The sequence below is a fragment of the Flavobacterium sp. genome (assembly GCF_024710485.1).
Taxonomy (GTDB): Bacteria; Bacteroidota; Bacteroidia; order Flavobacteriales; family Flavobacteriaceae; genus Flavobacterium.
In genome coordinates this window covers 1-15,048 of sequence record NZ_JANJUQ010000041.1, presented here as the reverse complement: position 1 = coordinate 15,048, position 15,048 = coordinate 1, and the positions used below count along the sequence as shown (strand labels likewise).

6 protein-coding genes are annotated in these 15,048 nt (G+C 38.1%); all 6 read right to left on the bottom strand.

Going from position 1 to position 15,048, the window contains the following annotated elements; genetic code table 11:
• Window positions 1-4: 4 nt before the first annotated feature.
• The gene (gene mtgA / locus Q0M21_RS10825; protein ID WP_295338040.1) at window positions 5-685 is read right to left on the bottom strand and encodes a monofunctional biosynthetic peptidoglycan transglycosylase; all 681 of its coding nucleotides are present in this window, start codon (window positions 683-685) and stop codon (window positions 5-7) included.
• Window positions 685-5,367 (bottom strand): choice-of-anchor J domain-containing protein, encoded by a 4,683-nt coding sequence (locus Q0M21_RS10820; protein ID WP_295338038.1) that lies wholly within the window; start codon window positions 5,365-5,367, stop codon window positions 685-687. Before Q0M21_RS10820 ends, mtgA begins: the two co-directional genes overlap by 1 nt.
• A gap of 2 nt (window positions 5,368-5,369) precedes the next feature.
• The gene (locus tag Q0M21_RS10815; protein WP_295338036.1) at window positions 5,370-6,485 is read right to left on the bottom strand and encodes an FAD-binding oxidoreductase; all 1,116 of its coding nucleotides are present in this window, start codon (window positions 6,483-6,485) and stop codon (window positions 5,370-5,372) included.
• A 312-nt stretch (window positions 6,486-6,797) separates the two neighbouring features.
• Entirely contained in the window at window positions 6,798-8,666 is a 1,869-nt protein-coding gene (locus Q0M21_RS10810) for an OmpA family protein (RefSeq protein ID WP_295338034.1), read from the bottom strand.
• 19 nt (window positions 8,667-8,685) lie between these two features.
• Complete coding sequence (locus Q0M21_RS10805) at window positions 8,686-9,603, bottom strand: type IX secretion system membrane protein PorP/SprF (protein ID WP_295338032.1); 918 nt, start codon at window positions 9,601-9,603, stop codon at window positions 8,686-8,688.
• 38 nt (window positions 9,604-9,641) lie between these two features.
• On the bottom strand, window positions 9,642-15,048 hold a 5,407-nt coding region (locus Q0M21_RS10800), incomplete at its 5' end, for a choice-of-anchor J domain-containing protein (protein ID WP_295338030.1).

The window sequence follows — 15,048 nt, the reverse complement described above, 5'->3', positions numbered from 1 at the left end:
TTTTTTAATATTCTAATTTCCCAACATGCCTCATATTGCGGAGGATTTTGTCTTTCCTTCTTTCAATATACGAAGACGAATTGGTGGCTTTATATTTTAACGGATTGGGCAAAATGGCGGCAATTCCGGCGGCTTCTCTTTTGGTTAAATTCACCGCTGATTTTCGGTACCAATGTTTGGCAGCTTCTTCGGCGCCATAAACTCCCTTGCCCATTTCAATACTGTTTAGGTATACTTCCATAATGCGTTCTTTCCCCCAAATAAGTTCAATTAGCACTGTGAAATAGGCTTCCAATCCTTTTCTAAGATAACTTCGTCCTTGCCACAGAAATACATTTTTGGCCGTTTGTTGTGATATAGTACTTCCGCCCTTAATACGTTTGCCCTTTTGGTTGTTTTTAAACGCTTTTTGCATCGCTTGAAAATCGAAACCATAATGGTTTAAAAAATTTCCGTCTTCACTGGCAATCACCGCTTTTTGCAGGTTCGGAGAGATTTCTTCCAATGGCACCCAATCGTGACTCAAGACCGCGTCTTTTCCATCCCATTTATTTTCTAAAGCTCGAATAGCCATTAACGGCGTAAACGGAATCGGCACCCATTTAAACACAATAACCAGCAAAATGGATATGGCAAAAAACCAAAGCATGGCTTTTTTTAGCCAACGTAAAATCTTTTTTATCATTAATCTCTTTTGAATATTTTAAATGTTTTACTTCCGTATTCAGAAATCACTTTTATGAAATAAAATCCTGCGCTGTAATTCGACATATCTAAGGTCTGATTGTAAAATTGTCCGCTTAACTCCTGTAATTGCTGTCCGCTTACACTATATACTTTTACAGAATTAAACAAATAATCGCTTTTGATATTCAAAATCGTATTTGTAGGGTTGGGATAGACTTTTAATCCGTTTAATGGATTAAAATCCGGGCTTGACAAGCTGTTTTGATTAACTGATAAATCATCCAAAAAGGCATTATCGGTAGTGCTTTTACCTAAATGTTGTAATGATATTTTCAAGTCATCACCCAAGAAGCTCGTTAAATCATACTCATAGGTTTGGTACTCGTCTTGATTGGCTGAATTTGGATAAATAACCCCTGCAATATCATTTCCGTTGACAATGAGTCTGAAGGCCGAATGAGAACTCTGTTCACTATAGGTTTGTTTCAATTTAAAAGACAAGAATAGGGTTGAAAAATTATCGTTATTGATTTTAAAATTAACTTTCGAGATACTGTTTTGATTGTTGCTCCATACATTACCGTTTGCTGTAAAAGCTGAAGTATCATTAGACCCTGTAAATTTCAAAACCATATTATTGTTGAGATTCTCTAAAGCTACATTTGTATTTTCAGTTTTTTCAGTAATTAAATCGTTACCCAATCCTTGACTAAAGTCAAAAAACCTATTGGTGCTAACAAGACTTGTATAGCCTTCCTCCAAAGCAAACACATCACTAACTATCTCTAAACTTCCGGAATTATTATAGAAGAGTAAAAAACTGTAATCTCCTGTTTCAATTGGTGTGTAGAAATAAATCCCTTCATTATAATTGAATTCCGAGAGGAAAGATGTAATATTCAAATCGGCGACATGAGCATAAGTTTCCTGACCTCTGTAAGCTGCCATTTTGATATTGGAAAAATCATATTCATACCGCTTTCTTGCTTGTAAACTGAACTTATATGAAGTGCCCTGCTCAAGATGAAACATAGGTGTAAAAAGGAAAGTGTTAGTGGTTGCATGCAAATAAAAGCTATCATCGAAACCGTTTAAAGTATTATCCGGTGAGAACAAATCGCTGTTTAACGTAATTGGTGCATTTCTGGTAAAAATGGAATTATTCCCGGGTAATTTGAAACATGGAGGAAGCATATTTTGACCATATTGACCTAGGCTGTTAAATGTTTCAGTCCAAGGAACGGTATTTGGAATACAAGTGGTTATTAAAGCATACGGGCCAACTTGTGCAGAATTATTACCGTCACAAACAGCGTTTAAGTAAAATTCATAATTTGAAGTTGGATTCAAACCGGTTATCAATAGCTGATTGGCATTGGAATCCAAAACCGTACCGGTTCCCGGTGTAAAACCGCTTAAACCATATTCAATTCTTGTTGATTGTACTGTTCCTATATTCTCCCATTGCAGCAATGTTGAATTGTGATTGGTTTGAGAAAAAGTAACATCTATGGGTTCCGAACAATCCGGTATAGTAGTATAATAAATATCGTCAAAGAAAATTCTATTGGTAGTGTAACCACCGTCACTAACATAGCCTGAAGTTTTAAACGCTATGTGTTTGCTATCGCCCGTGTAAGTTGAAAAATCAACCGTAAACTCTTGTCCTGATTGATATGATCCGCTCAACGGGAAAACCTGAAACGGTTCAAATGTTGAAAGGTCTAACGGATTCTTGACTGTTCCTACAATTATGCTCAAGTTTTGAGTAGACGTAAGTACTTGAAGTTTTGTCCAAAATTTTATCCTTTTCGTATTGTCAAAATCAGACAGATAAGGCGATACGAAAACACCTTCGCCCGCACTATTGGATTCTACAAAGCCAACATTAGGAGGACTGTTAACGTTGTTCAATGAGTAAGAATATAGCGCCGCTGACATCGAATTTTGAGAACTCCAACATAAGTTTGCGGGTAAAAATATTGAGTTTGCAACCGGCTGGAATTGATCAAAATTTTCATAAAAAGGTACGCTGACAGTACAAGATATTTTGAAGGAATACAGATTACTCCAATTTATAACTCCGTTAGCGCAATTATTTCTGACTCTGAATTGGTACTTTTTATTTAAAATCAAATTATTCAACACATACGGACTGTTGCTCACTGTTATAACTGTTCCTGTCCCGGGAGTAAATCCCATTTCACCGTATTCAATTTGCCAAGTGGTACTTCCATCAATTGCAATATTAGAATTCCAAGATAAAGTTGCGCTGTTTTGTCCGGATTGGACAGCCATCAAATTGGTTGGTCTTTGACAAGGATTTTCAGTGTATTCAAAATCATCTATGTAAAGAAAATAATTTCCATTTGAAGAAATTTGTTTGATACCGACAAACTTGTCTGTTCCGTAAAAAGAGGACAAATCAATCGTGTATTGTCTCCATTGGTTTGATGTAAATGGTCCGGATATCACTTCATGTTGGGTAAAAGTATTGTAATCGTCGGGATTAGAAAGCGTTCCAACAACAATTTTTTGTAGGGTAGAATAACCATTGCTGGGACAATAAACCCAAAAACTTACCTGCTTACTATTGTCTAAATCAATTAATCTTGGACTAACTAAAATGGTCTTGTCTTGTTCATTAGTATCCGGAGAATCTGCTCCTCCTTTCATAACTATAAATTTGGCCCCCGTATGAGCCGTTTGTGAGCCAAACTGACCATTGTTATATCTGTTTATAAAATAATTCGGACTATACGAATAATTTCGAAGCAATGGTGATGTTCTTTGCCAACAAGTAGCATATGGATCGAATGTTTCGGTCTCAAAACCGGAAGTGTAACCTACATAAACCCCTTCGCATCGGGTTTTAAAAGAGCGCTTAATCGACCAAAGGCTGGTACCGCTTGAGCAAACACCACGAACGTAAAAGTCATACCCTGTATCTGAACTCAAACCGGTAAGTGTAAATGGTGTTGTATTGGCCGAAGTAATGGTTCCTGTTCCCGCGAGAAAGCCTGTAGGCCCGTATTCTATTTCCCAAGATGGTACTGAAACATCACTATCCCAGGAAATGGTGGCTTTTTCATAATCAAAATTGATGATTTGTATGTTGGTTGGTTCTTTACACTGCGGGATTTCTTCAAAATAAATATCATCCAACAAAATACTTTGCTCGCCGAAATTGACAGACGCATTTCCGATTTTAAATCCGATATAATGATTATTGGCAGATACTGCATTAAAATCTACTATATACTGTTGCCAAAACGATCCTAAATCAAACAAACCTATGGGGTTGATTTCTTCGTTAGTAAATGTTTTTATCGGAATAAAAGTGGTAGCATCTGTAGGATTTGATAATACCCCGACTGTAAATGAAAACTTTAAAAAATTAGCTCTTTTGTTATCATGTAATTTAAAGCGAACTCTTTTATTAACCAAATCGGTCACATAAGGCGATACTAAAATGGTGGTTGAAGTATTGGTACCCTTGAAACTAACATGGTTTGGTGATGACACAGAAGTAGCATTATTATAAACCATAATTTCATCACTACCGGTCATAATCCTTTTCCAACACGGGTCAAGGTATGAAAACTGATCAAATCCTGTATAATATCCGACACTTACTTCTTGACATGCTGTGGTAAAAGTGCTTACAGGTGACCAATTGGAATACAATCCGACATCGCAATTGGCTCTTAAAGTAACTTCATAAGTTGTCCCTGGATTTAAGCCTGTAAAATTGACATTTCCCGAAGAAACAGGAATGGTTTGAGTAACATTAGTAATGGTATTTTTCAGTTTCAATTCCCAGGTGCTTTGACCACTTGAATTGAAATCCATTGTTGCAGAATTCGTAGTAATGTTGTTGAATGCAATAGCGGTAGCATCATAACAGTTCACAGATTGCTCATAGCTAAAATCATCTAAGCTGTAAACCGTGGTATTGCCACCGGTTGCCAAGAAAGCAATGTATTTATCAACTCCGTTATAGTTGCTTAGGTAAAGTGTTTTGGTTTCAAACTGATTTACTGAAGAAACGTTAAAAGAACCCAATTGGTGAAAAGTACTCAAATCATAGGGGTTTTCTATTGTTCCTACTTTAATGGAATAGCCTGAGATTGTTGTATTGGATCGGAATCTAAATTTCACTTTTTTATCTGTAGACAAATCCTCTAATTTTGGAGACACTAATACTTTGGAACCGGTTTGCGACGCCATCTGTATAAATCCTGAAGTGGAATAAAGTATATAGTCTGCACTACCGGAATAAGAATCGACAAAATAGCCTCTCCAACAACTCAAAACGGGATTAACACTGAAACTTTCTGTTAAACCCACATAATTGGGGAATTGTGTACAACTGTTATCTAAAGTTTCTATTTGAGACCAATCGCCAACTGCTCCAAAATTAACCCTAACCCTAAAGCTCCAATTCTTGAAGGGATTAAGTTTGACCCAATAAGTATTATAAGTACCTGAATTGTAGAACGTAGCTGTTGACTCATCCAAAGCAGATTCCCAACACTTGATTTCCATTGAAGTAAAACCAAAGGCATTAACGGTCACTTTGGCTAAACCTGTGATTTCTTGCTGTATGGTAAAGGATGTATTTTGAGCGCTTAGACGGATTGACAGCAAAAAGAATAATACTAAAAGACTTTTCTTCATAATTAATTTAATAAATCGGCCAACTCCTGACCTATTAAACTTCCAATAGCTACACCCATACCGCCCAAACGCACCCCGCAATAAACATGCGTTGATAACTGTTCTACTATGGGTCTTTTGCTGGAACCCATACCCATGACTCCGCTCCAGCGATGAGCCACAGTAAATTCGGTTTGTGGTAAAATTACTTCCTTTAACAAGTTGTCCAAACGATTTTGGATTAATTCCGTTTGACCTAACTCGGTGGTGGTTTCCCCTTTGAAATCCAAATTTCTTCCTCCGCCTAATAAAATTCGGTTATCGATATTTCTGAAATAATAATAACCTTGTTCTAAATGAAACGTCCCTTTAATGTCTAAATCGGATATCGGATTGGTAATTAAAACCTGAGCTCTGGCCGGCTTTACTTGATTATTGGTTAACTCGGCAGCGAAACCGTTAGTAGCAAACAATAGCTTGTGTGTTGAAAAACTAAAATCGTTTGCCGTTACCATCACTCTATCGCTTTTTTCTTGGAAAGCGGTGACTTCGATTTGATTGAGAATTAAAATATCGTTTGCAATAGCTTTCTTCAACAAAGCGTGCATCATTTTCCCGGTATCGATTTGGGCCTCATACGGATTAAAAATAAGGTATTCTTGTACACCGCTAAAGTCGAAACGATCCACTTCTTTGGAAAATACTTCATTCCTGAAAATAGGTTTTAAAATTTCATTGACAAATGACATGAGCTGCAAACATTCATTATAGCTGCTCTCGTCTGATTTCAAAAATAACTCATAACCACCATAAGGTTTGAAATCGATAGCGTCATCACCTAGATTTTTGCGCAACAACTGCAATCCACTCCAACGCTTTTGTATGAGCTGAATAACCTCTTCTTCACTATGAGTTTTTAAATCATCTAAAATCTCCGAAAGACTGCCAAAACAGGCAAATCCGGCATTTTTAGTACTGGCACCTTGTGGCAAAATTCCTTTTTCTAAAACCAAAATTTTACTTTGCGGAAATCGCTCTCGCAATGCTAATGCACAATGCAAGCCAACAATTCCACTTCCTACTATGGTAAAGTCGACATGGGTAAACCAATTTTTGAGTTCCCAATAACTTAAGTTCATTTGTAAATTTTTTATTAAAAATACTTTTTTTCAAATATATGCTGCCATCAAAAGCACATTTTTTTCCAAAAAGGCTTAATTTATTCATTAGTAAAAAAATTGAATAAGTATTGATACTTAATGAATAAGGATTTTAAAAAGACGAATTCTGAATATTTTACTTTGAAAGCTTGAAAAGGGAAAACCTTTTAGAAGTCATTAAAAACCACTTATAATCTTCTTTCTATGAAATGGAAATAAGCTAAATACTAATAAAATAAAAACCCCATCTTGTTGTCCAAGATGGGGTTTTTATTATTAAATGCTGAAAAATTACTTCACAATCAAGAATTCTGAGCGTCTGTTTTGAGCGTGTTGCTCTTCAGTACAAGCTGCACCACAATCCACTTTAGGCTCTAATTCACCCATACCTTTAGCCGAAATACGACTAGGATCGATTCCTTTAGAGATAATGTATTGTGCTGTCGCTTTAGCTCTTCTGTCTGATAATCGTAAGTTGTATTTATCAGTACCTCTGTTATCGGTATGCGACTTAGCCAAGATGACCATTTTGTCGTTATTCTTCATTACCTGAACTAATTTATCTAACTCAAAAGCACCTTCTTGAGTGATGTTGCTTTTGTCGTATTCAAAATAAATCGGTTTTAAGATAATTTCTGTTTCCGTAACAATTACATCGATAGGTTGTAAGGCAGCATCCACTTTAGCAGTTGGTCCTTTGCTTGAAGTAACAGCAAATGAATTGCCTTCGTAACCGTCTTTAGAAGCTTGAACGACATAAGGACGATCACACTCTACACGGTATTTTACTTCTCCATTAGCGTTAGACATTTCCGTAGCGATTACGTTTTTCTTGTCGTCTAAAATAGATACGCTGGCATTGGCTAAAATAGCGCCTGTTTTGGCGTCGGTAACCACGATTATGACGTCTACGCCACAAATTGGACTAACAGCAAAAATATCATCGTTTCCGCCTCTGTTAGACGATAAGAAACCAACTTTCTTAGCCTCGTTAAAAGTAAAAGCGAAATCGTCTTTTTCTGTATTAACCGGCTTGCCTAAGTTAACCGCTTCTGAACCGTTAGACAAATCGATTTGATACACGTCTAAACCACCAAAACCCTGTTTGCCGCTTGAAGCGAAGTATAACGTTTTGTTGTCATCGGCAATAAACGGAAAGCTTTCGTTGCCTTCGGTATTGACTTTATTTCCTAAGTTTTGAGGTTCACCGTAAGTACCATCGGCATTGATGGCCACTTTCCAGATGTCAACACCACCAATACTTCCCGGTCTGTTAGAAGAGAAATATAACGTTTTACCATCTCGGCTTACACATGGGTTACTGTTTGAGAACGTTTTGTCGTTAAAAGGCAACTCGGTGATATCTCCCCAAGTGCTACCGTTTTTAGTAGCTTTGAACAAATAAACCTGACTGAATCGGGCATTGTTCTTTTTGTCTTTCTCAAATTCTTTTTCTTTGTAACTCTCGCTGGCAAAATAAGCAGTATTCCCATCAGCAGTAATGGTGATAGGACCGTCGTGCCATTTTGAATTCAATTCGGTTACTGTTCCGGCATTGGTAATTGTACCGTCGGTGTTATAATCCGCTTTGTAAATATCTAAGAAAGGTTCGTCTGTCCATCCATAGTTCTTACGTGCACCGTTGCGAGCGCTGGCAAAATACAAACTGTTATCGTGTAATACGGCACCAAAATCAGATTTATCACTGCTGATATCAGAAGCATTTACATTGTACAATTTGGTTTTATCTAACAATCTCGGAATGTAGTTTGGATTCTCCTTGAATGCTTTAGCACGGTTATCATTAGGAGCGGCGGCGGCAAATTTTTGCATCTGCTTGTTGGCTTCTTCGTATTTACCGTTAGCTTTCAACATTTGTGCATAACGATAGTAGGTTTCAGCATCCTGATTAGTTTCAGTAGCTTTAGCATACCATTTTACTGCTTCTGTTGAATTGAACATATTGTAGTTGGCATCGGCCAATTGCTTGTAAACATAAGCATCGCCTTTACCATTCTCTACCAATTTCTGATAGGCTTTGACAGCATCAACATACTCGAATCTGGCAAACAACTTATCGGCGGCTTTAGTATCTTTATTTTGAGCCGAAAGAGAAAAACTTAGGGCAACAAAACTTAAGGTTATATATAGATTTTTCATTTTTAAGATTCTTTATAGGTTAGAAATATCTTGGTGAACGTGATACTTTTTTCGGGAAATTCAAATCAAATAACAACATCACCTCGTGAGAAGCCGGAGTCACTACATTCAAGTCGGAAACGATATGGTCATAAGCATATCCGATTCTCAATGACGGTGTAACTGCAAAATTGATCATGGCTCCGAAAGAGTCTTCCAATCTGTAAGTTGCACCTAATTCTAACTTATCGTAAAGTAAAAAATTGGTTGATAAATCCACTGAGGTAGGCGCATTAAGCGATGATTTAATCATAGCAAAAGGCTTAAATTTTAAATTCGGATTAATATCAAACACATAACCTCCTGTTAAGAAATAGTGTAATTCTTCTGTCCCGTATTCTCTTCCGTCAAAATCTAAATATTTTGATTTTAACATATTAGGAACTGAGAAAGCTACATAATACTTATCAGTATAGTAGAACACCCCCGAACCAATGTTTAAGAATGTTTCGTTTGGATTACCGGAACCGAAAACGTCATCACCTAAATCCGGTAACGTTGGGTAAATAGTATTGAAGTCGATTTTATGCATAGTCAAACCCGCTTTCAAACCAAAAGCCAAGCGGTGTTCTCCTCCTAAATTTAAGGTATAAGAGAAGTCAGCATAAACGTTATTTTCTTCAACAGGACCAATTTTATCTGAAATCACAGAAAGCCCTAAACCTACATTTCTTCCAACAGGACTATGTATGAAGAATGTACCTGTAGTAGGAGCATCTTCAATCTCAACCCATTGTTTACGATAAAGAACCCCGCCTGAAACAGCCTCTTTTGAGCCGGCGTAGGCCGGATTCATTACACTCATGTTGTACATGTACTGAGTGTAATGAGGGTCTTGCTGTGCGTTTAACTCTGTTAAACCTAAAGCTAATATTGCAATGAAATATATTTTCTTCATTTTGTTTTGTTTTATTTTGAATGCCAATTTTAAATGTCCTATTGTGCTCTGTTGATGTAAATCCAACCTGTTTTAGTCTCGGCATTATTTCTATCAATAACATAGTAATAAGTTCCGTCAGGTAGTTCATCGCCATCATCAGATTGTCCTCCCCATTGGTTGGTATAATTAGCACGGCTGTAAACTTTCATTCCGTGTCTGTTGAAAATGGTTAACTTTTTAACATTGAATCCTCTCAAGTCAAAAGTATCATTTAAACCATCATTGTTAACAGAAATACCTTTCTGGATAACACAAGTTATGGCATCTACAGTAAATGAAGCAGACTCACTGGTACATCCGTTGTCATTGATAGTGACAATGTATGAACCAAGTTCAGTAACTGTAATACTTTGGGTAGTTCCCACCTCAATTCCTAATTCATTCTGCCAAGAATAAGTCACGTTTTCAGGGTTAAATGAACCATCAACCGGGGTGGCAGTCAAAATATAGCTTACGCCTTCACAGCCTCCGCTTACTTCAATAGCAACAGGTGGTGTAATAACAATTGTGGTTTCACTATCTCCTACTAATTGACAAGTTGAAGAAACTGCATCAATATGGTAACGAACAATGTAAGTTCCTGGAGAACTTCCTGAAACAGTGATTACCCCTGTAACCGGATCAATTGCCAATCCGGCTGTAGAAGAAAACACCCCACCTAAGGTAAAGTTAGGCGCTAAGTTAGGAGATTGTAAATTATCAGCATTGAATGCACATACCGGTGAATTGTAACTGAATGATACAATCGGCGTAACAACTGGCTTGATTTCTAAAGTGAATGTAGCTGAAGTTGCAGCAACTCTACAAGTTGCAGGATCAGCAGTAACATTAACAACTATGTCATAAGTTCCAGGAGTAGACGCCGCCAAGTTGATAACCCCTGTAGTGGAGTTAATAGACAATCCTGTTGAAGGAGTTACAGAGAATTGAGCAAAAGAACTAAATCCTGAATCCAACTGAGGTGTCAAAGAAGCTTGTGCATTAATACAAATTGAAGTTGTATTGTAAGTAAATCCAACCACAGGATTAATAATGCCAACTATTTCAATTGTTACATCAGTGAAACCAGCTAATTGACAAGTAACCGGATTGAAAGCCACTTCATATCTTACGGTATGTTGACCAACAGTAGAAGCTGCTAAATCAATCTCTCCGGTTAAAGGATTAATCACCAAACCGGTTGTATTAAATTCAGAGAAAGTTCCGCCTGTCGTGAATCCGGTAATGCTCGTGTTAGGAGTTGGATTAGTAGCATTTTGACAGAAAACACCTGTTCCGTAATCAAAAGTAGTAACTGCCGGTGTTGATGTTGTAGGTGCTACAAATACATCTATTGGTTGAGAAGTACAGCCTGTGGCAATATCTCTAACCACTAAAACATAATCTCCAGGAGCTACTGCTGTAAAGGATGCTGAAGATTGATACGTTGTACCGCCATCAATACTGTATTCATAATTACTTACAAAGTAGTTGTAAGTTCCAACATTAGTGTAGTCTTGCGGATCTAAAGCAGTCCAATCAGCCGAATTAAATGTAGTGCTTGGAGCAACAACATCAGTATTTCTTCTGTAGGTGTAACCCGGTTGATTACCTGGTGTAAAAGAAACCCCATCAGTTCTTCCCCAAATATCTATCAATGTATTAGTAGAATTTGTTAATCTGATGTTATCATTGTCATTAACACCTCCACAAGAAGCAAAAACTTGGTTTGGAACAATTCCACCTTGGTTTACATTGCTTCCAACAGCTACAACATGGGTAGCATTATTGTTTAGAGTACCTGATAATGTCAAATCACAAGCCGGGTTTCCGGTTACAGTAGTATGAATTCTTATCTTATAGTTAGCCAAATTTTTCGGGGCACCTGTACCGTTAAAAATTTCAATATAGGTTAACGAACCTGTACTCTCATCTGTAACTTCAGAAATAAACAAGTCTGTAGGAATAGGACCAGCTTGAGAAGTTGGTGAAGTCACTGTAATAGTACCATTTGCCGCAGCACAATCAGACTGTGTAGCCGTGAAAGTTGGTGTAGGCACTGAATTAACTGTAACCTCAAAAGACTTCTCATTATAACATCCGTTAGCATCAATTGCATAAACATAAACTGTTTGTGATGAAGTCAGCGGTGTAGCAATATCAATTGGTGTAGTTGCTCCGCCTAGTTGAGATTGTGTGAAATAGTTACCAACAGACAACGCAGGTAAAGTATAAGAATCACATGCTTGAACCGAAGCCGGTTGAACTACATTCGGTAATGGTAAAATTTCCACTTGAGTGCTTGGGTTAGCATTAACACAAACTGTAGAGCCCGGTAGAGAGTAAGTTACAGTATATATCCCCGGAGCACTAGTACTTGGGTCAATAGCTCCTGTATTAGCATTAATATTTAATCCACCGTTAGGAGTAGCAGAGAAAGTACCTCCAGTAGTTCCATTGATAGTTACGGTTTGAGGTGTACTTATGTTTTTACAATAAGCTGCAGCACCGTATTCTATAGTTGCTGTTGAAGGAGCAGTAATATTGATGGTAAATGATTTTTCTTTCACATCACAACTTGCGGTTGCAGCAACTGTATTAGTAATAACATAGTTACCCGGCGCACTCGCTTGTAAGTCGATTTCTCCTGTACTTGTATTAGCAAAAACTAATCCGGTTGGTGAAGAAGGAGACAAAGAGAATACCCCTGCTATAGATCCTGTTGTTATAACAGGTATTGGATTTGGTGTAGACGGATCTTTACAGTAAGCCACAGGGTTATAAGTAAAGTAAGCATCCGGACAACATACTGTTGTACCAACTCCTGGAGGAATAGGGTCATTAGGATTAGCAGGTAAATTAGTTTGTGTTAAAGTAATAAACCCGGCCTGATTGGAGAAGTTAGTAATTAGAATGATATAAAATTGTCCTGCTTGTGCATTAGCAATGTTTAACGTTTCCGTAGGAGCGGCAGAATAACTACACCCTGTTTGTTGTGTAACAGGTACTCCAATTCCCGGAGCTGCAAATGGTGCTGATGACCCAATGAAAGCACAAGCAGCAGCTTGGCTGGTAAATGGCCCCCAAGCAGCATAGTCTACATCGATATTTGGAGGACCTGGAATCCCATTTACAGATGGCTGAGTTGATTGGGTTAAAGTAAAGTTAATAGCTCCGGTAGTTCCAACTTGAATTGTAAAATAAGCCGGATTTGGCGATGAAAACAAACAACCTATAGTTCCCAAACTCGTAACTCCTGTTGTATTAGCATAATCTGTCAAATTACAAACCGTAGATGCGGTAGGACAAGTTGACGGAGTTGAAATACACAAGTTAAAAGTAGAGGTTTGAGGAGTCGCGGAATTTGAATAAACTCTAATGTAATAAGTGTTACCTACAACTAAATTATTCAAAACGCCAGACAAAGAGTTGGCTGCACTACAAAAGATTTGTGTCAAAGTTCCACATTGTCCTGAGTAAGCTGCAAAATTCAAGTTAGTTGTTGAACCGGTCACGTTTTGTAGAGCCACATTCAAATAACTGTTAGTAGCAACAAACTGATACCAAACATCATCATCAGCAGTACCGATACATGGAGCAATAGCCGGAGAGGCAGAAGCAGTAGCTCCTGCAAGTGAACCCGGAGTTACTTGTTGACAAACGGCTGAAGAGTTAACCGGTGCAAAGATTGCTGTACTACACTCGTCGTTAGCCAATAATGTATTAAAGTTAAATCCATTAGACCATAAACTTGTCCCTGATGTAGGACAAATAGATCTAACATAAAATGTATATTGTGTACCGGGATTTAATCCACTAAACGGAGCAGGATTGGTTGAAACTATAATTCCGGTTGCACTTGGAAGCGGAACAGGAGAACCTGCAGGCAAAACAATTATTTCCCATTGTGTCACATCTCCACTAGCTTCGTTCCAACCTAAAAGAGCAGATGTAGTTGTGATTTGAGTGGCAGTTAATGCTGTTGGTTTAGAACAGTTTGGAGCCGGATCACAGGTTACATTGGCAACCCATCCCGGATTATTTACAGAAGTGTCACTTCTAAATCTGAAAGTTAAACATCCGTCTGTACTTGATGATGTAAATGGTCCTGGAATAGCAGTCCCCCAAAAACCACCTGGTAAACCGCCCGGAACGTTTCCTGCTCCATTGGTGCTGGCTATTTGCGGAGAGGCTATAGAGTTTCCATCAAAAACATACAAAGCATCCCAGTTAGTTTCAGTATTGAAAGAAGTAAATGTAACGGTAACTACATTACCCGGCGTAGGACAAATAGTAACTGTGGAATCTGAACTGTTGGGATAGTTTCCATTAGGTCCGCCTGCATCAACAAACAAACCACCACATACTGGCGGAGCCACTTGTGTTGTAAAAGTAGCCGGACCCGTCCACGGACTAACATCAGAGGCCGAACAAATAGCTCTTACATAAACATCATAACAAGTGGTAGGATTTAAATTAGTTAGAGTGTAAGGACTTCCTGTTGTTACAACAGTCCCTACTGAAGCTGTTGTTGGAGCAGGGGAACCACAAGGCAAAGCTATTACTTCCCAAGAAGTTTCGTTGTTTCCGTTTACCCATGAAACAGTGGCAGAAGTCGACAACACATTACTAGACGTTATGGAAGTTGGCTCTGGACATGTTGGTAAATCTTCAATAATTACATTGTCAATATACAATCTCCATCCGTCAAGACCTCCTTGAGGTACATGCCAAGCAATATTAACCGGCCCTGTATAACCCGCTAAACTCACTATTCTTTGAATATAAGTAGTGTTATTGTAAGAGGCTAACGGCAACAAAGTTGTAGTAAAATCTGCCGGACTGGTACCATTGGTAGACAACATCACTCTGAAATCATTTGGCTCGCCGGTCGATTGCACTCTGTAATGGAATTTCAACCTTTGGTTTCCTGTCAAAATGATTTGAGGTGAGATTAACCAATCATTATTGGCACCATTATTAAAGTCGGTAGTAATAGCCGCACACTGATTCCCTTCAAATGGATTAGTAGCGTAATTCATATTCCATAAGTCGGTATCTCCATTAACGTTTAATACGGTCCAACAGTTTTCAGTTGTAGATGTACTGTTGAAACCTTCTTGGAAAGGCACGTTGAAAGGAGCACATAGCGTGTTGAACAAGAATGGACCTGCCCAAGCACTGAATGTACCATTACCACAATCAGCTCTAACATAAAACTGATAAGCTGTATTTACTGTCAAACCTGTTGCAGGATAATTGGTATTTGAGTTTGTTTGTACGCCTGATCCAGAAGGAATAGGTGAACCTGCTGTTTGAACAGCAACTTCCCAAGAAGTTGCTCCTCCCGGGTTACCCCAGCTTAAATTCGCAGAAGTTTGAGTGATTCCTGAGGCACTCAATGTTGTTGGAGGCGGACAGTTG